This is a genomic window from Methylobacterium aerolatum (assembly GCF_022179085.1).
GTDB classification, from domain to species: Bacteria; Pseudomonadota; Alphaproteobacteria; order Rhizobiales; family Beijerinckiaceae; genus Methylobacterium; species Methylobacterium aerolatum.
The window spans coordinates 200,216-217,348 of sequence record NZ_BPQE01000020.1 but is presented as its reverse complement, the minus strand read 5'-3'; the positions used below and the strand labels follow the sequence as shown (position 1 = coordinate 217,348).

The window sequence follows — 17,133 nt, the reverse complement described above, 5'->3', positions numbered from 1 at the left end:
CGCCATGCCCGCCCTTACCCCCGACACGCCCCTCGCCCGCAAGGTCGCCCCCTCGCCGAACCACGGTCCCCGGCGCGGGCCTCGACCGGACATGCTGATCCTGCACTATACCGGCATGGAGAGCGGGGCGGCGGCCCTCGCGCGGCTGCGCGACCCCTTGAGCGAGGTCTCGGCGCATTACGTCGTCTTCGAGGATGGCGGCACCGTTCAACTCGTGCCGGAGGCGGCGCGGGCGTGGCATGCCGGGGCCGGGTCCTGGAAGGGCGTGAGCGACATCAACTCCCGCTCCATCGGTATCGAGATCGTCCATCCCGGCCATGTCGGCGGCTTGCCGCCCTATCCGGACGCGCAGATCGACGCCGTGATCGCGCTCGGCCTGGACATCGCTCAGCGGTGGGGCATCCCGCCGGAGCGGGTGCTCGCCCATTCCGACGTGGCGCCCGAGCGGAAGGAAGATCCCGGCGAGACCTTCCCCTGGCTGCGCCTCGCCGGGGCCGGGCTCGGCCACTGCGTGCCCCCCGCCCCCCTGCGCGACGGACGGTTCTTCGCGGGGGGCGATTCCGGGCAACCGGTGGAGGCGCTCCAGGCGATGTTCGGCCTCTACGGCTACGAGATCCCGGTCACCGGCACCTTCGATGCCCGCACCGTCGCCGTGGTGACGGCCTTCCAGCGCCATTTCCGGCAGGCCCGGGTGGACGGCGTGGCCGATTCCTCGACCATCACCACCCTCCGCGACCTACTGGCCGCACTCCCCGCCCACCCGGCCTGAGGGATCGCCCTCAGACCCGGTGGGCGCTCGCCTGCCGCTCGGCGGGCGGAGGCGCCGGCACAGCCCCGGCTTGGCCGCGCGTGCGCCACAGGCTGTACAGGACTCCCCCCGTGAGCAGAACGAGGGTGACGACGAGGGAGACCCACGGCGGGATGTCGAACAGCCCGAACGTGTCGGCCACGACGATCTTGAGGCCGATGAAGATCAGGATGAAGGCCAGCGCCGTCTTCAGGTAGGCGAAGCGGTCCACCATCGCCGCGAGGGCGAAGTACAGGGCGCGCAGGCCCAGGATCGCAAAGATGTTCGAGGTGTAGACCACGAAGGTGTCGGTGGTGATCGCGAAGATGGCCGGAACGCTGTCGACGGCGAAGATCACGTCGGCGCCGTTCACCAGCACCAGGGCGAGGGCCAGCGGAGTGAACCACAGGGCCTTGCGGCCCGTCTTCGGATCGGTCTGGCGGACGGTGAAGCGGCTGCCGTGCAAGTCCGGGGTGACCCGGAACGTACGCTTGAACCAGCGCACCGTCGGGCTGTTGCCGAAATCGCCGTGCTCCTCCTCGCCGGAGAACAGGATCTTGGCGCCCGCATAGATCAGGAAGGCGGCGAAGAGCGTCAGGATCCAGTGGACCTGATGGACGAGGGCAGAGCCGAGGCCGATCATCAGGCCGCGCAGGATGACCGCCGCCAGGATGCCCCAGAGCAGCACCCGGTGCTGGGCCGCCCGGGGAATGCCGAGCCCCGTCAGGATCATGGCGATGACGAAGACGTTGTCCATGGACAGCGACTTCTCGACCACGAGGCCGGTGATGTACTCCTCACCGGACTGACGGCCGAACTCCCACCAGATGAACCCACCGAAGGCGACGCCGAGGGTGAAGTAGAAGGCGGTGAGGAGCAGGCTCTCCTTCACGCCGATCTCGTGCTCCTTGTCCCGATGGAGAAGACCGAGATCGAAGGCGAGGAGGGCGGCGATGAGGGCGTGGAAGCCCAGCCACATCCAAACGGGTTTACCGAGCCAGTCGGCATACAAAAGATCGACCATAGGCGGGACCTGAAAATCCTTCCGGAAGGGAAAGCATCGACTCCGACATCACGAGCGCTTCAAGGAGCGCCCGCCAGAGGGGCCCGCAGCCGATGGCCGCGACGTAAGTGGGCGAACACGGCGAATCAAGGGCGACGCTCCGCGCTATCCCCGCTTGACACACCGGACCCGGAGCACGCCTCTGCGCGGGATGCAGGACAGGACCGACATCGCCGTGGTCGGCGGCGGCCCGGCGGGGCTCGCCGCCGCCGAAGTGCTGGCCTCGGCCGGACGGCATGTCACGATCTACGACCGGATGCCGAGTCTCGGCCGGAAGTTCCTGATGGCCGGACGCGGAGGGCTGAACCTCACGCACAGCGAGCCGCTGCCCGCCTTCCTCGCCCGCTACCACCCGGAGGGCAGCCTATCGGGGGCCATCGGGCGCTTTCCCCCCACCGCCCTGCGGGCGTGGTGCGAGGGTCTCGGCCAGCCCACCTTCGTCGGCTCCAGCGGCCGGGTGTTTCCCGACAGCTTCAAGGCGTCGCCGCTGCTGCGCGCATGGCTCACGCGGCTCGAAGGTTCGGGCGTGACGATCCGGACCCGGCACCGCCTGACGGGCCTCGGCGACGGCGACCTCCACTTCGACACGGCCGACGGTCCGCTCACGGTGCGTCCCCGCGCCGCGCTCCTGGCCCTCGGCGGGGCGAGCTGGCCGCGCCTCGGCTCGGACGGGGCCTGGGTGCCCCTGCTGGAGGGCCTCGGCGTGCCGGTCGCGCCCCTTCGCCCCACCAATGCAGGCTTCGCCGTCGCGTGGTCGCCGGTCTTCCGCGAGCGCCATGCCGGGACGCCGCTGAAGCGGGTTGCGCTTCGTGCAGCCGGGCAGACGGTGCGCGGCGAGGCCGTGATCACCCGGGACGGCATCGAGGGCGGTGCCGTCTACGCCCTGTCGCGGCTCCTGCGCGAGGCGATCGCCGCTAACGGCTCCGCGCGGCTGGTCGTCGATCTCCGGCCGGACGTGGACGAGGCCGCCATCGCGGCGCGCCTGAGCCGGTCCCGTGCGGGCGACTCCTTCTCGGCCCGGCTGCGCAAGGCCGGGGGCCTCGCGCCGGTGGCGGTCGGCCTCCTGCGGGAATCGGTCGGCTCCGCCCTTCCCACGGACGCCGCCGCCCTCGCCCGCCTCGTCAAGGCCACACCCCTGACCGTCACGGGCATGATGGGCCTCGACCGCGCCATCTCCACCGCCGGGGGCGTCGCCCTCGACGCCCTCGACGGGAACGGGATGCTGCGCGCGCGACCGGGCCTGTTCCTGGCGGGCGAGATGCTGGACTGGGAGGCACCGACCGGCGGCTACCTCCTCCAGGGCGCCATCGCGGGTGGCCGCGCCTCCGCCGAGGGGATGCTGGCTTGGCTCGGGACGGCGGCGGCCTGAGGCGTTTGAAGATTAGGCCGCCGGTCCCCGCCGCGTCAGGGCTTGGCGCAGAACCCGACGATCCCCGTCGCACCATCGGGGCAGGAGGCATCCTCGCCGCCATAGGTCACCGTCCCGGAGCCGAGGCAGCGGGCCGCGACCATGGTGTCTTCACCCTCGCAGGTCACGGTGCAGCCGCCGGCGCAATCGGTCTTGCGAACGCGGCGCAGGCCCGAGGCCGCCGGCCCGGGCTGGCCCGGCGTCCCCGCCACGCCGGGCGCTCCCCGGGCACCGGCCGGGCCCGCCTCGCCCTTCGGTCCCGGTTCACCCCGGGGACCCGGCTCGCCCTTCGGCCCGGCCTGCCCCGCAGGTCCGGCCGGACCCTGGGGTCCGGCATCGCCCTTGTCGCCCTTGTCGCCCGTTTCGCCCCTGGCGCCCGCTTCGCCCTTGGCGCCAGTCTCCCCCTTATCTCCCGCCTCGCCCTTCGGCCCGGTCTCGCCCGCGGGGCCCGGAACGCCCTGCGGCCCGGCGGGACCGGCCTGCCCCTCCGGCGCGCAGTTGGCGACCACCGCCTCGCGCTCGTCGTCGCCACTCTTAAGGGTGACGACGCAGGTCGAGGGCCGGTAGGGCAGCTTGAAGACGAAGCGCCCGCGGGCATCGGCCTGGATCGAGATGTCGCCGTCCATCTCCACGATGGCGCCCGGCTTGCGCACGGAGCCCGAGAGACGGAGATCCCCCGCCTCGATCCGGGCGTCGTAGACCATGATCGGCTGGGCCGGGGCCTGGACGCGGCGGCCCTGCGCACGGGAGGCGGCGGAGCGCGCCGGGGATGCACCCGGGGCGGGCTGGGCTTCGGCCGCCCCCGCGGCGGCGATCATCAGGACCGGCAGGACGGTGGCGAAGCGCATGCTCAACCCAAGGTTACACCGCCCCCTTCGGACGGCGGCGGAACCTTGGCGTCAGCGTTCTCGGAAGGTCAATCACCCGGACGCATCTCTGCATCCTGCGATTGCAGCGTTGCCGCACCGGCCCGCCCGCTCACTCCACCGTGACGGACTTGGCGAGGTTCCTCGGCTGGTCCACGTCTTTCCCCATGGTGACGGCGGTGTGGTAGGCCAGGAGCTGGATCGGTACGGCGTAGACGATCGGCGCCACCACGGGGTCGAGGGCCGGCATGGTGAAGGTCGCCAGCGTGTCGAGCCCGTGCTCCGCCGCGCCCTCGGCATCGCCGATCAGCACGATGCGCCCGCCGCGGGCGGCCACCTCCTGCATATTCGAGACGGTCTTCTCGAACACCGCGTCGTGGGGCGCGATGACGATCACCGGCACACTCTCGTCGATCAGGGCGATGGGGCCGTGCTTCAGCTCCCCCGCCGCGTACCCCTCGGCGTGGATGTAGCTGATCTCCTTGAGCTTCAGGGCGCCTTCCAGCGCCATCGGGTAGCTCGTGCCGCGCCCGAGATAGAGCACGTCCCGCGCCTTCGCGACCTCGCGGGCGAGACCTTCGATCGCCGGTTCGTGGGCCAGCGCCTCGGCCATCAGGCCTGGCGCCTTGATCAGCCCGTCGATCAGCCGCCGCTCGCCCGCCGCATCGAGGGTGCCCCGCGCCCGGCCCGCCGCGATGGCGAGGCAGAGCAGCACGGTGAGCTGGCAGGAGAACGCCTTCGTCGAGGCGACGCCGATCTCCGGCCCGGCGAGCGTCGGCATCACCACGGAGGATTCCCGCGCGATGGTCGAGGTCGGCACGTTGACGACGCTCAGCGTGTGCTGGCCCTGGCCCTTCGCATAGCGCATGGAGGCCAAGGTGTCGGCGGTCTCGCCGGATTGCGAGATGACCAGCGTCAGCCCGTTCTTCTCCAGCGGGGCCTCTCGGTAGCGCGCCTCGGAGGCCACATCGATCTCCACCGGCAGGCGGGCGATCTGCTCGAACCAGTAGCGGGCCACGAGCCCGGCATAGAAGGCGGTGCCGCAGGCGGTGATGTAGACGCGGCTGAGGTTGGCGAAATCTAAGGGCAGCGCCTCGGGCAGCACCACGCGGCCCTCGGCCATGTCGACGTAGTGGGCGAGCGTCCGGCCGACCACCTCCGGCTGCTCGTGGATCTCCTTGGCCATGAAGTGGCGGTACTCGCCCTTGTCCACCCGGAAGGCCTGGGTGGCGATGGTCTGGCGGGTGCGCTCCACCACGGCGTTCGTGGCGTCGCGGAACTCGACCCCGTCGCGGGTGAGGATCGCCCAGTCGCCCTCGTCGAGATAGGCGATGGCGTCGGTGAAGGGGGCGAGGGCGAGGGCGTCGGAGCCGAGATAGGTCGCGCCGTGGCCGAAGCCGACGGCGAGCGGCGCGCCGTGGCGGGCGCCGATCAGCAGGTTGTCCTCGCCGGAAAAGAGGAAGCCCAGGGCGAAGGCCCCGCGCAGGCGCGGCAGGGCTGCGGCCACGGCCTCGACCGGCTTGGCGCCCCGGTCCATCAGGCGGCTCACGAGCTGGACGACGACCTCCGTGTCCGTCTCGCTCTCGAAGCGGACGCCGTCCGCCTCCAGTTCGGCCTTCAGCTCGCGGAAATTCTCGATGATGCCGTTGTGCACGACGGCGAGCCGCGCGGTGGCGTGCGGGTGGGCGTTGGCCTCGGTCGGGCGGCCGTGGGTGGCCCAGCGGGTATGGCCGATGCCGATCGTCCCCGTGAGGGGCTGCTCCGCGAGCTTGGCCTCGAGGTTGACGAGCTTGCCCGAGGCCCGGCGGCGGCGCAGCTCGCCGTGCTCCAGGGTCGCGATGCCCGCGGAGTCGTATCCCCGGTATTCCAGCCGCCGCAGCGCCTCGACCACCTGCCCCGCAACCGCGTCACGCCCGACGATGCCGACGATTCCGCACATGTTCCGACTTCCATTCGCAAGCCCGGCTGAGGGCCAGGCCGACCTGTCACGGCATCCTAGAGGGACGAGGTTACCGCATTGCACCGGCCAGTCCCAGCCCAAAGATCAGGGAGGCTGAACCCCTGCAATTCGGCTGGCTCGGTGAAGCAATTATGAGTTGCATTACCCTCGATACCAAGGCGAAGCCCTGTATTGCGCCGCCGGCCCGTGGCGAGACCGCTGCGGAACCGGCCCGCACCCCCGCGAAGAGTGTCTTCGCAGGGTACAGCCACGGGTGTGCCGTCCTGTCACCGCTCTCATGCTTGGTGTCTGACCGGACAGGCCGCAGCCGTTCACGACGTTCTCCGCGTCTTTGCGAGCAGGGCGAAGAAATCCAGGGCGGCGGGCCATTTCCGAACGGAGGGGATCCCTGGGTTGCTTCGCTGCGCTCGCGAAGACGGTGGTAACGATGGCCCTCTCGGGCGGACACTTCCGAAGACCGGGCAGGCCGCAATCGTCTCATCTCGGTCGGTGCCGGTTCTACTCCGCGAACTCCTCGCCATCCCGCGTCAGCACGCGCTTGATGCTTTCGAGGTGGAGCCGGGCGCTCTCGGGATCGCCCTCGCGCATCTGTGCGGCCGCCACCCTGGCCACGGCGGGATCGACCGGTAGCAGCCTCCGCCCGGTGGAGAGGGCCTTCACCTGCACCTCGGCGGCCCGCTCCAGGTAATAGAGGTCGTCCCACGCCTCCGCGATGGTCGGCCCGGTGACCATCACGCCGTGGTTGCGCAGGAACACGATGTCGGCGTCGCCCAGCGTCGCGGCGATGCGGTCGCCCTCGGCCTCGTCGAGGGCGAGGCCGTTGTAGCGGTCGTCCACCGCCGTGCGGCCGTAGAACTTGAGCGACGTCTGGCCGGCGAAGGCGAGCGGCTCGCCCTCGGTCATGCTCAGCGCCGTGGCGTAGGGCATGTGGGTGTGGAACGCCGCCCGCGCCCGGGGCAGGTGCTTGTGCAGGCGGGCATGGATGAAGAAGGCCGTCGCCTCCGGCTGCCCCTCGCCCTCGACCACACGCCCGTGAAAGTCGCAGATCAGGAGGCTCGACGCCGTGACCTCGCAGAAGGCGAGGCCGTACGGGTTCACGAGGAAGAGGTCGTCGCGCCCCGGCACCACGGCCGAGAAGTGGTTGCAGATCCCTTCTTCCAGTCCGTACCGGGCCGCCATGCGGAAACAGGCCGCGAGGTCGACCCGCGCCTGCCAGAGAGCCTCCCGGTCGAGGGAGGCGAGATCGATCTTGCCGCCTTCGACGACGCGGAATTCATGGGCCATGGTGGTACTCCCCCTTCGTCCCCGAGACCTGTTCGGCCTCAACCGCCCTTACGCCGTTCCTTCAGGGCCAGAAGCTGCGCGCGCATCCGCACCGCCCAGCCGGCCTTCACGATCTGGCGGCCACGGGCGACGGCCAGCGCCCCGTCCGGCACGTCGGTGGTGATGACCGATCCCGCGCCGACCGTGGCGTTCGCCCCCACCGTCACCGGCGCGACGAGGGCCGAATTCGAACCGATGAAGGCCCCGGCCCCGATGGTGGTGCGGTGCTTGAACACGCCGTCGTAATTGCAGGTGATGGTGCCTGCGCCGATATTCGCCTTCGCGCCGATCTCGGCATCGCCGAGATAGGTGAGGTGCGCGGCCTTGGCGCCGGGCCCCATCCGCGCGTTCTTCAACTCCACGAAGTTGCCGATCTCGGCACCCGATTCCAGCACCGCGCCGCCACGCATCCGCACGAAGGGGCCGATCTTCACAGCCGTCTCCAGCGTGACCTCGGTGAGGTGGCAGTAGGCGCGGACGGTGCAGCCATCCGCGATCCGCACGCCGGGGCCGAACACCACGTGCGGCTCCACCGTCACGTCCCGTCCGAGCGCCGTGTCGTGGCTGAAGAACACCGTCTCGGGCGCCGTCAGGGTGGCCCCGCCGAGGAGCGCCACCCGGCGCAGGCGACCCTGGATCACGGCCTCGGCGGCGGCGAGTTGCACGCGGTCGTTGACGCCCTGCGCCTCCTCCTCGTCCACCGGCACCACGGCCACGGCCAGCCCGTCCGCGACGGCGAGAGACACTGCGTCGGGGAGGTAGTACTCGCCGGCGGCATTGTCGTTGCCGATCCGCTCGAGGAGGGCGAGGGCGTGCACGCCGGACAAGGCCATCAAGCCGGCGTTGCATAGGCGGACCCGACGCTCGGCCTCCGTCGCGTCCTTCTCCTCACGGATGGCCAGCACCCGCTCGCCCTCGGTCAGCACGCGGCCGTAGCCGGTGGGGCTCTGCGTCTCGAAGGCCAGCACGGCGATGCCGGCCCCGGCGGCGAGGGGCGCGCGCAGGCGGGTGAAGGTCTCGGGCGTCACGAGGGGCGTGTCGCCGAAGGCCACGATGACGTCGTCCGCCGCCTCCGAGAGCAGCGCCCTCGCGGCGAGCACCGCATGGGCCGTGCCCAGCCGCTCGACCTGCGGGAAGACCCCCGCGCCCGGCGCCTGCCGCTCGATCTCGGCGGCGACGTCGGCCCGGCCCGGCTCGGCAACGACGCCGACCCGCGTCGCCCCCGCCGCCTGCACGGCGGCCAGGACATGCCCGAGCATGGACCGCCCGGCCACCTTGTGGAGCACCTTCGGCAGGTCGGAGCGCATCCTCGTGCCCTTGCCGGCGGCGAGGACGATGGCGGTGAGGCTGCGCGGCGGGGAGACGGTCATCACGGGGTCCGGTCAGGTTCGCCGGCACGCATGGGCCGATCCGTCCTCTCAGGCAAGCACCGCCGCCCGCGCCTGGGCGTGACCGGCCTGCGCGGACCGCTCGCGGCGACGCTCGATCGAGCTCGGGATGCGCAGCGATTCGCGGTACTTGGCCACCGTCCGCCGGGCGATGTCGACGCCCTCGTCCCGGAGCTTCTGCACCAGCGCGTCGTCGGACAGGACGTTCTCCGCCGTCTCGCCGTCCACGAGTTGCCTGATCCGGTGGCGCACGGCCTCCGAGGAATGGGCCGCAGCCCCCGCCGCGCCGGGGATGGCGGCGGTGAAGAAGTACTTCATCTCCAGCGTGCCCCGGCTCGTGCCGATGGCCTTGTTGGAGGTGACGCGGGACACGGTCGATTCGTGCATCCCGATGGCCTCGGCCACGGTCTTCAGGTTCAGGGGGCGCAGGTGGGCGACGCCGTGGGCGAAGAAACCGTCCTGCTGGCGCACGATCTCGGTGGCGACCTTCAGGATGGTGCGGGCGCGCTGTTCGAGGCTGCGCGTCAGCCAGTTGGCGTTCTGGAGCGCTTCCGAAAGGAACGCCTTGTCGCCATCGGCGCGGGCGTTGCGGGAGACGCGGGCATAATAGCTCTGGTTCACGAGCACCCGGGGCAGCGCCTCGCCGTTGAGCTCCACCAGCCAGGACCCGTCCGGCGCGGCGCGGACGAAGACGTCCGGCACCAGCACCTCCACGGCGCTCGACCCGAAGGCGCGACCCGGCTTCGGATCGAGCCGCCGGATCTCGGCGAGCATGTCCACGAGGTCCTCGTCGTTCACGCCGCAAAGGCGGCGCAGGGCGGCGAAGTCGCGTTTGGCCACGAGGTCGAGGCGGGAGACCAGGGCCTCCATCGCCGGGTCGAACCGGTCCTTTTCGCGCAGCTGGATCGCGAGGCATTCGGCGAGATCGCGGGCGGCGACGCCCGGCGGGTCGAAGGTCTGGACCAGCGCCAGCATCCGGGCGACCGTCGCCGGGTCGGCCGCGAGGCGCTCGGCCACCGCCTCCACCGTCTCGCGCAGATACCCGGCGTCATCGACGGCATCGATGAGGAAGCCGCCGATCAGCCGCTCGATGGGATCGCGGGTGGCGAGGTCGAGCTGACTCGCCAGATGCTCGCGCAGGGTCACTTCGGCAGTGAGGGTCGCCTCGAAATCCGGCGCCTCCGCATCGAAGCTGCCGCCGGTGCTGCCGTAGGGCGCCGGGGTGAGGGAGAGCATGTCGCCCGATTCGCCCTCGCTGACGCGGACGGGTGTCTCCTCCGGGAAGACGTTGTCGAGGCGGGTGTCGAGATCGGTTTCGATCTCGCCGCGGCCCGGATCGAGCTCAGGGGCCGACCAAGACTCGCCGTCGCCCCCGTCGAACTCCTCGCCGCCCCGCGGCTCGTCGGCCGTCCCGGCCGCCTCCTGCGCGGCCGGCGCCTCGGGCTCGGCACGCTCCAGCAGCGGGTTTCGCTCCAGCTCGGCCTCGACATAGGCGGCGAGATCGAGGTGCGACAGTTGCAGGAGTTTGATCGCTTGCAGGAGCTGAGGCGTCATGACCAGGGCCTGGCCCTGACGCACCTCGAGCCTTTGCAGCAGACTCATAACCGGCCCCGGATCTCACATTGTATGGCACGACCGGGGCGCCGCCCCGGCACGGTTCTTGCATCGCCTAAGTTTTCATCTCTTTAGACCGATTGGCGCACCGCGTCAAAGGACCGGTGCCGCTCATCCTGTGTGTGGAGTACGCTCCGCAGGGCGAGCGCTCGCCCGCGCCCACGGCTCAAATCGAACCACGGGCGGGTCTCCGCCTCAAGGGGCGGGAGCGCCGCCGAGGGGGGCGGAGCGCCGGACACTCTCACGATATTGCGGGAAAGGCCCTAACGAAGGTTTGCCGGCCCTCCTCCGGGACGGAGCCGTCCGCCGATCGACGGCCTGCCCTGCAAGCCTCTGTGCTTGTTGCCAAACCGCAACCGGTGTAAGACGCCCGGCATCCCGAGAGAGTTCGTTCCGCGAAGGAGCCGTCAGGCATGGCGCGCGTCACCGTCGAAGATTGCATCGAAAAGGTCGAGAACCGGTTCGAGCTGGTGCTCCTGGCGAGCCACCGTGCCCGCCTCCTGGCCGCCGGAGCCCCGCTGACCGTCGACCGCGACCGCGACAAGAACCCCGTCGTGGCCCTCCGCGAGATCGGCGACGGCACCATCACCTCCGAGGACCTGAAGGAGCAGCTGATCCACTCGCTGCAGAAGTACGTCGAGGTGGACGAGCCGGAGGCCGAGGCGGTGCCGCTGCTGTCGAGCTCCCCCGCCGCCGCCGCCGTGGCCCCTCAGTCGTCGAGCGACGATGCCGGCGTCCAGTTCGACCGCATGAGCGAGGAGGATCTCCTCCGCGGCCTCGAGAACCTGGCTCCCCCGGTCGAGACCGACGACGAGGGCGAGTGACCGGCGGGGCGAATCGCCCCGTCCTGTCCACCTCCAAGCGCGTGACGCGCGACATTGCAGGGCAGCGGGATCCGCTGCCCTGACTCGTTTCCGCCCGGCGCCGCCATCCCCGCTGCCGCGCCTTGGGAAAAAAGATGGCAGACCCGCGCCGATTGCGGCGCCTTGCCTCTGGTGTCGGCCGCCGCATTGCGGGAGAATTTCCCCGCGGCGGTGGTGAAGCAGCGTTCAGGAGGCGGCGATTTCCCGGCGGATCATGCGCCAGTATCAACTCGTCGAGCGGGTCAAACGCTATAACCCGGCTGCAAACGAGGATCTGCTGAACCGCGCCTATGTCTACGCGATGCAGGCCCACGGGACGCAGAAGCGGGCCTCCGGCGATCCGTTCTTCGCCCATCCCCTCGAAGTCGCGGCGATCCTCACCGATCTGCACCTCGACGACGCGACGATCATCGCCGCCGTCCTGCACGACACCGTGGAGGACACGGAGGCCACCCTCGACGAGATCCGGCGCCTCTTCGGCGACGAGATCGGCGCCCTGGTCGATGGCCTGACCAAGCTCAAGCGCCTCGATCTCGTTTCCAAGCAGGCCGCGCAGGGCGAGAATTTCCGCAAGCTCCTTCTGGCGGTGGCCGCCGACGTGCGGGTGCTCCTCGTCAAGCTTGCCGACCGCCTGCACAACATGCGGACGCTGGAGCACATGCGCGACGACAAGCGTCGCCGCATCGCCCAGGAGACGCTCGACATCTACGCGCCGCTGGCGGCCCGCATGGGCATGCAGGAGCTGCGCGAGGAATTGGAGGATCTGGGCTTCCGCTTCCTCGAACCCGAGATCTACGCGACGATCACCGAGCGCCTGACCCGCCTCACCGCGAAATCCGGCCGGATGGTCGAGGACATCGAGCAGGTGCTGACGGAGAAGCTCTCGGCCCGGGGCATCCGGGCGGAGGTCACAGGGCGGCAGAAGCGTCCCTATTCGATCTGGTCGAAGATGGAGCGCAAGTCCCTCGCCTTCGAGCAACTGTCCGACATCTTCGGCTTCCGCGTCATCGTGGACCGGCTGGAGGATTGCTACGCGGCGCTGGGCGTCGTGCACACGAGCTGGCCGATGGTGCCGGGCCGCTACAAGGACTACATCTCGACCCCGAAGCAAAACGACTACCGCTCGATCCACACCACCGTGATCGGGCCGAAGAGCCAGCGGGTCGAGCTGCAGATCCGCACGCAGGCCATGGACGAGATCGCCGAGTACGGCATCGCCGCCCACGCCCACTACAAGGATGCCGCCGGCCGGACGCCCGAGGGCAGCATCCACCCGCGCCTCGCCACCGAGAGCGGGGCTTACCAGTGGCTGCGTCGGACCATCGAACTGCTGGCCGAGGGGGACAGCCCGGAGGAGTTCCTGGAGCACACCAAGCTCGAACTCTTCCAGGACCAGGTGTTCTGCTTCACGCCGAAGGGGCGGCTCATCGCCCTGCCCCGGGGCGCCACGCCGATCGACTTCGCCTATGCGGTCCACACCGATGTCGGCAACACCGCCGTCGGCGCCAAGATCAATGGCCGCATGGTGCCGCTGCTGCACGAACTCGCCAACGGCGACGAGGTGGAGATCAGCCGGTCGGATGGCGCCTCGCCTCCCGCGGCCTGGGAATCCCTCGTCGTCACGGGCAAGGCGCGGGCCGCGATCCGGCGGGCCACCCGCGCCGCCGTCCGGCGCCAATATGCCGGGCTCGGCAAGCAAATCCTGGAGCGGGCCTTCGAGCGCGCGGCCAAGAGCTTCACGGAGGACAAGCTGCGCGGCGCCCTGCCCCGCCTCGCCCGCGCGACGGTGGAGGACGTGTTCGCGGCGGTGGGGCGCGGCGAGATGTTCTCCGGCGACGTGGTGCGCGCGGTCTATCCCGACCACCGGGAAGAGCGGCGCCCCTCGGCCGGGCAGTCCGGCACCACCGGGGCGGGCCGCCTCGTCCGCTCGCCCGACCAGACCATGCGCCTGACCTTCAACGGCAGCGAAGGCGAAGCCCTCGACGCGATCCCGATCCGGGGGCTGGCGGGCGACCTGCCCGTGACCTTCGCGCCCAACGGCGGCGCCGTGCCCGGAGACCGGATCGTCGGCATCCTCACACCCGGCGTGGGCGTGACGGTCTATCCGATCCAGTCCGCGGCGCTCGCCGCCTTCGATAATGAGCCGGAGCGCTGGCTCGATGTGCGATGGGATACGGAGGCATCGGGGATGGAGCGCTTCCCGGCGCGGCTCTCCCTGCAATCCATCAACGAGCCCGGCGTATTCGCCCAGATCGCGCAAGTCATCGCCGACCATGACGGCAACATCGACAACATTTCCATGAAGCGCCGGACCCAGGATTTCACGGACATCACCCTCGATCTCTCGGTTTGGGATCTCCAGCACCTCACCGCCATCATCGCTGAATTGCGCAGCAAGCGCCCGGTCAGCAGCGTGCAGCGCGTAAACGGCTAGGGCGTCGTCGATCGGGTTGAGCCACGCCCGTCGATGGCTCCGTGGTCGTCGTTGCGAGCGGAGCGAAGCAAATAGGGAGGCGCACCGTTCGGAGGTGTCCTGCCTCCCTCGATGGCTCCGCTGTCGCTCGCAACGACGGAGATGTGTGAGCCGACGTCATCGACTCCGGCTTCGAGTGGAGGAGCCGCGCCGGACAACTGGCCGCCGCTCGAGGTTGCCGCGCTCCGCTCCCAAGATGAGGAGCGGTCACATCGACGGGCCGCCCGGGATTTTTCGGACATGAAACAACGTTTACTCAAGGTTGCGTGAACTCTTGATGCGCAGAGATTGATCTTCATTGACTAAAAATACGGCGCGAAGGCCCCTGGCCTTGACACTGCGAACCTGCTCAACGATCCTCCCGAATTGAACGCCACAGGGCGCTCACCTTTTCGACTATTTCGATTGTGAACAATGTTTCTTGCCCCGCTGCCTTTTATGGCGGCGTGCAACAGGCGATCACATTCATTAGTTCTTTGTTCTGCGGAAACACTCGATGCAATCGAACCAACGGTGCGCCATCTTCATCGATGGCGCCAACCTGTATGCGACCACCAAGGCCCTCGGCTTCGATATCGACTACAAGAAGCTCCTCAAGGACTTCCAGTCGCGAGAGAACTTGATCCGCGCCTTTTACTACACTGCCATGATCGAGGATCAGGAATACTCCTCGATCCGCCCGTTGATCGATTGGCTGGACTATAACGGCTACCGTGTGGTGACGAAGCCGGTGCGGGAATTTACGGATTCGGCCGGGCGCCGCCGGTTCAAGGGCAACATGGACATCGAGCTCGCCATCGATGCGCTCGAACTCGCGCCCCGGATCGACCACATGGTCCTGTTTTCCGGCGACGGCGACTTCCGTTCTCTGGTGGAGGCCATGCAGCGCCGGGGCGTGCGCGTGACGGTGATCTCCACCATCCAGACGCAGCCCTCCATGATCGCGGACGAGCTGCGCCGCCAAGCGGACGAGTTCCTCGACCTGTCGAGCCTCTCTGCCCGCATCGGCCGCGAGCCGAGCGAGCGCCCGGCGCGCGCCACGTCCGAGACGCCCACGCGCTACCGCGCCGACAGCCGTCCGACCTTGGAGAACCGCTACGGCATCCGCCAGCCGGAGCCGGACGAGGAATAGAAGCCCCTCGTCGCCATCGCGAGCGAAGCGGTGACGAGGACGGTCAAGCCCGCGCCTGCGACTCCAGCCACGCGATGACCTGCCGGGCGCTCTGGTCCGGCGGGAAGACCGGATAGAAGACCTGCGTCACGACCCCGTCGTCGATCACGAGGGTCAGCCGCTTCAGCAGGGTTTCACCGCCGGCCTCCAAGGTCGGGAGCCGCGCCGCCATGGCCAGGGCGCGGTGCGAGTCGGAGAGCAGCGTGAAGGGCAGGTGCAGGCGGGTGGCCGCCTCCTGCTGGTACTCCCGGGTCTGCGTCGAGAGACCGTGGACCTGCCCGACGCCGAGCGCCTTCAACGCCTGGAAGTGATCGCGGAAGTCGCAGGACTGGGGCGTGCAGCCCCGCGCCCCGGGGATCGCATCCCAATCGTCGACGAGGGGCGCCTTCCCGGGCTCACCGGTGCGGGGATAGGCGTAGACCACCGTCCGGCCCTTCAGCTTGGCCAGGGACACCGTGCTGCCGTCCGTGGCCCGCAGGGCGACGTCGGGCACGCGGGCGCCGCGCAGGTGATCCGCGCCGCCATCGTCCTGCGGGGCCGGCAGATCCGCCGGCAGGCTCGCGAGATCGACGCTCATTCCCGTCCTCCCCCTCAGACACCGCACCGGCCAACGCGTGGGTCCGCCGGTCGGATCATCCCCGGTCGCGCAGAAGGCGGGCTTGGTCGCGCTTCCAGTCGCGCTCCTTGACGGCCTCGCGCTTGTCGTGGGCCTGCTTGCCCTTGCCGAGGCCGAGTTCGACCTTCGCGCGGCCCCGCTCGTTGAAGTAGATCTTCAGCGGGATCACGGTGTAGCCCTGGCGCTGGGTGGCGCCGATCAGCTTGTCGATCTGGCGGCGATGCAGCAGCAGGCGGCGGGGCCGCTTGGTGTCGTGGTTGAAGCGGTTCGCCTCGAGATATTCTGGGATGTAGGCGTTGAAGAGCATGAGATCGTTGCCGGAGGGGCCGGCATACGATTCGCCGATCGTCGCCTTGCCGCCGCGCAGGGACTTCACCTCGGTGCCGGTCAGGGCGATGCCCGCTTCCAGCGTGTCCTCGATGGCGTAGTGGTAGCGTGCGGACCTGTTGTCCGCCACCACCTTCCGCCCGGGCTCCGTCTTCGGCGCCATGTCGTATCCGTCTTTCCTCGTTCGCTCCGCCTCAACGCGCCGCCCGCCGGCATGGATGCCGGGCCGGGCGACGCGGTTTCGGGTCGGGGATCAGAGCAGGCCCGCGTGGCGCAGGGCGTCGTCGACGATCCGGCGCGTGTCGTCCGAGATGGCGACGAGGGGCAGGCGCAGGTCTTCGCCCATGTGGCCGAGGCGCGAGAGGGCATACTTCACCGGGCCGGGATTCGCCTCGGCGAAGAGGCCCGACTGGAGCGGGTAGAGCTTGTCCTGGATCGTCAGCGCCTTGGCGAAATCGCCCGAGAGGGAGGCCTCCTGCAGGTCGGCACACAGGCGGGGCGCGACATTGGCGACCACCGAGATGCAGCCGTGGCCGCCCTGGGCATTGTAGCCGAGCGCCGTCGCATCTTCGCCCGAAAGCTGGATGAAGCTCTCCCCCATGGCCTGTCGTTGCTGGCTGACGCGATCGATCTTCGCGGTCGCGTCCTTCACGCCGACGATGTTCTTCAACTCGAAGAGCCGGGCCATCGTCTCGACGCTCATGTCGATGACGGAACGCGGCGGGATGTTGTAGATGATAATCGGGATGCCGATCGCATCGTTCACCGCCTTGAAGTGGGCGTAGAGGCCCCCTTGAGTCGGCTTGTTGTAGTAGGGCGTCACCACGAGCACGGCATCGGCGCCGGCCTTTTCGGCGTGCTGCGCCCGCTCGACGGCCTCGGCGGTGGAATTCGACCCCGCGCCCGCGATCACCGGCACACGTCCGCCCGCCTCGTCGATGCAGGCCTCGACGACCCGGTCGTGCTCGGCATGGGTCAGGGTCGGGCTCTCACCGGTGGTACCGGTGGGGACGAGCCCGTGGCTGCCCTGCTCGATCTGCCAGCGCACGAACTTTCGGAAGGCCTGCTCGTCGAAGGCGCCGTCGCGGAACGGCGTCACCAGGGCGGTCAGCGAGCCCCGCAAGCGGGCCGTCGTCTCGGTCATCTCGGGCATCCCAGGGGATCCAGGCGGTCGTCTCGCCGCCGCGTAGCTGCGCCGTATCGGCGCGAGCGCGAAGACATAGGGGTTCGCGCGGCCTCGCGCAAACGGATCCCGAACAGGACTAACGGGGCCT

General features: G+C 69.7%; 14 protein-coding genes. 5 read left to right on the top strand and 9 right to left on the bottom strand.

Features of this window, described 5'->3' with window-relative positions:
• Window positions 1–4 precede the first annotated feature (4 nt).
• A complete protein-coding gene (locus MFF06_RS14465; RefSeq protein ID WP_238205013.1) occupies window positions 5–769 on the top strand; it encodes an N-acetylmuramoyl-L-alanine amidase in 765 nt (254 codons plus the stop codon).
• A gap of 10 nt (window positions 770–779) precedes the next feature.
• Here the strand turns inward: MFF06_RS14465 and MFF06_RS14460 are convergent, their stop codons facing one another.
• Entirely contained in the window at window positions 780–1,811 is a 1,032-nt protein-coding gene (locus MFF06_RS14460) for a TerC family protein (protein WP_238205011.1), read from the bottom strand.
• 190 nt (window positions 1,812–2,001) lie between these two features.
• Here MFF06_RS14460 and MFF06_RS14455 point away from each other — a divergent pair, with 190 nt between their 5' ends.
• The gene (locus MFF06_RS14455) at window positions 2,002–3,219 is read left to right on the top strand and encodes a TIGR03862 family flavoprotein (RefSeq protein WP_238205009.1); all 1,218 of its coding nucleotides are present in this window, start codon (window positions 2,002–2,004) and stop codon (window positions 3,217–3,219) included.
• Window positions 3,220–3,254: 35 nt separating this feature from the next.
• Here the strand turns inward: MFF06_RS14455 and MFF06_RS14450 are convergent, their stop codons facing one another.
• The 5 genes from MFF06_RS14450 to rpoN form a co-directional block, all read right to left on the bottom strand.
• The gene (locus MFF06_RS14450; RefSeq protein WP_238205007.1) at window positions 3,255–4,106 is read right to left on the bottom strand and encodes a collagen-like domain-containing protein; all 852 of its coding nucleotides are present in this window, start codon (window positions 4,104–4,106) and stop codon (window positions 3,255–3,257) included.
• A gap of 130 nt (window positions 4,107–4,236) precedes the next feature.
• The gene (glmS, locus tag MFF06_RS14445) at window positions 4,237–6,063 is read right to left on the bottom strand and encodes a glutamine--fructose-6-phosphate transaminase (isomerizing) (RefSeq protein ID WP_238204997.1); all 1,827 of its coding nucleotides are present in this window, start codon (window positions 6,061–6,063) and stop codon (window positions 4,237–4,239) included.
• Between the two features lie 519 nt (window positions 6,064–6,582).
• Window positions 6,583–7,368: an aldolase gene (locus tag MFF06_RS14440; RefSeq protein ID WP_238204995.1), complete on the bottom strand. Its 786-nt coding sequence runs from the start codon at window positions 7,366–7,368 to the stop codon at window positions 6,583–6,585.
• Window positions 7,369–7,406: 38 nt separating this feature from the next.
• On the bottom strand, window positions 7,407–8,777 hold the full coding sequence (gene glmU / locus MFF06_RS14435) for a bifunctional UDP-N-acetylglucosamine diphosphorylase/glucosamine-1-phosphate N-acetyltransferase GlmU (protein ID WP_238204993.1): 1,371 nt from the start codon (window positions 8,775–8,777) through the stop codon (window positions 7,407–7,409).
• 48 nt (window positions 8,778–8,825) lie between these two features.
• Window positions 8,826–10,397 (bottom strand): RNA polymerase factor sigma-54, encoded by a 1,572-nt coding sequence (gene rpoN, locus MFF06_RS14430; protein ID WP_238204991.1) that lies wholly within the window; start codon window positions 10,395–10,397, stop codon window positions 8,826–8,828.
• 425 nt (window positions 10,398–10,822) lie between these two features.
• Here rpoN and rpoZ point away from each other — a divergent pair, with 425 nt between their 5' ends.
• The 3 genes from rpoZ (at window position 10,823) to MFF06_RS14415 (ending at window position 14,877) form a co-directional block, all read left to right on the top strand.
• Window positions 10,823–11,233: a DNA-directed RNA polymerase subunit omega gene (gene rpoZ / locus MFF06_RS14425; RefSeq protein ID WP_238204990.1), complete on the top strand. Its 411-nt coding sequence runs from the start codon at window positions 10,823–10,825 to the stop codon at window positions 11,231–11,233.
• Between the two features lie 250 nt (window positions 11,234–11,483).
• Window positions 11,484–13,706, top strand: a complete 2,223-nt coding sequence (locus MFF06_RS14420) for a RelA/SpoT family protein (protein WP_238205127.1) — start codon at window positions 11,484–11,486, stop codon at window positions 13,704–13,706.
• A gap of 535 nt (window positions 13,707–14,241) precedes the next feature.
• Window positions 14,242–14,877: a LabA-like NYN domain-containing protein gene (locus tag MFF06_RS14415; RefSeq protein WP_238204989.1), complete on the top strand. Its 636-nt coding sequence runs from the start codon at window positions 14,242–14,244 to the stop codon at window positions 14,875–14,877.
• A 43-nt stretch (window positions 14,878–14,920) separates the two neighbouring features.
• Here MFF06_RS14415 and MFF06_RS14410 read toward each other — a convergent pair whose 3' ends face one another.
• The 3 genes from MFF06_RS14410 to dapA form a co-directional block, all read right to left on the bottom strand.
• Window positions 14,921–15,493, bottom strand: a complete 573-nt coding sequence (locus MFF06_RS14410) for a peroxiredoxin (RefSeq protein WP_238204988.1) — start codon at window positions 15,491–15,493, stop codon at window positions 14,921–14,923.
• Window positions 15,494–15,548: 55 nt separating this feature from the next.
• Window positions 15,549–16,022 carry an SsrA-binding protein SmpB gene (smpB, locus tag MFF06_RS14405; protein WP_238204987.1) on the bottom strand — a complete coding sequence of 158 codons (474 nt, stop codon included), beginning with the start codon at window positions 16,020–16,022 and terminating at the stop codon, window positions 15,549–15,551.
• A 90-nt stretch (window positions 16,023–16,112) separates the two neighbouring features.
• On the bottom strand, window positions 16,113–17,003 hold the full coding sequence (dapA, locus tag MFF06_RS14400; protein ID WP_238204986.1) for a 4-hydroxy-tetrahydrodipicolinate synthase: 891 nt from the start codon (window positions 17,001–17,003) through the stop codon (window positions 16,113–16,115).
• Window positions 17,004–17,133 lie beyond the last annotated feature (130 nt).

What these genes read in the sequence shown, in the direction of transcription:
- MFF06_RS14465 (WP_238205013.1), top strand. Translation starts at nt 5, where the DNA reads ATGCCCGCCCTTACCCCCGACACGCCCCTCGCCCGCAAGGTCGCCCCC.
- MFF06_RS14460 (WP_238205011.1), bottom strand. Translation starts at nt 1,811, where the DNA reads ATGGTCGATCTTTTGTATGCCGACTGGCTCGGTAAACCCGTTTGGATG.
- MFF06_RS14455 (WP_238205009.1), top strand. Translation starts at nt 2,002, where the DNA reads ATGCAGGACAGGACCGACATCGCCGTGGTCGGCGGCGGCCCGGCGGGG.
- MFF06_RS14450 (WP_238205007.1), bottom strand. Translation starts at nt 4,106, where the DNA reads ATGCGCTTCGCCACCGTCCTGCCGGTCCTGATGATCGCCGCCGCGGGG.
- glmS (WP_238204997.1), bottom strand. Translation starts at nt 6,063, where the DNA reads ATGTGCGGAATCGTCGGCATCGTCGGGCGTGACGCGGTTGCGGGGCAG.
- MFF06_RS14440 (WP_238204995.1), bottom strand. Translation starts at nt 7,368, where the DNA reads ATGGCCCATGAATTCCGCGTCGTCGAAGGCGGCAAGATCGATCTCGCC.
- glmU (WP_238204993.1), bottom strand. Translation starts at nt 8,777, where the DNA reads ATGACCGTCTCCCCGCCGCGCAGCCTCACCGCCATCGTCCTCGCCGCC.
- rpoN (WP_238204991.1), bottom strand. Translation starts at nt 10,397, where the DNA reads ATGAGTCTGCTGCAAAGGCTCGAGGTGCGTCAGGGCCAGGCCCTGGTC.
- rpoZ (WP_238204990.1), top strand. Translation starts at nt 10,823, where the DNA reads ATGGCGCGCGTCACCGTCGAAGATTGCATCGAAAAGGTCGAGAACCGG.
- MFF06_RS14415 (WP_238204989.1), top strand. Translation starts at nt 14,242, where the DNA reads ATGCAATCGAACCAACGGTGCGCCATCTTCATCGATGGCGCCAACCTG.
- MFF06_RS14410 (WP_238204988.1), bottom strand. Translation starts at nt 15,493, where the DNA reads ATGAGCGTCGATCTCGCGAGCCTGCCGGCGGATCTGCCGGCCCCGCAG.
- smpB (WP_238204987.1), bottom strand. Translation starts at nt 16,022, where the DNA reads ATGGCGCCGAAGACGGAGCCCGGGCGGAAGGTGGTGGCGGACAACAGG.
- dapA (WP_238204986.1), bottom strand. Translation starts at nt 17,003, where the DNA reads ATGACCGAGACGACGGCCCGCTTGCGGGGCTCGCTGACCGCCCTGGTG.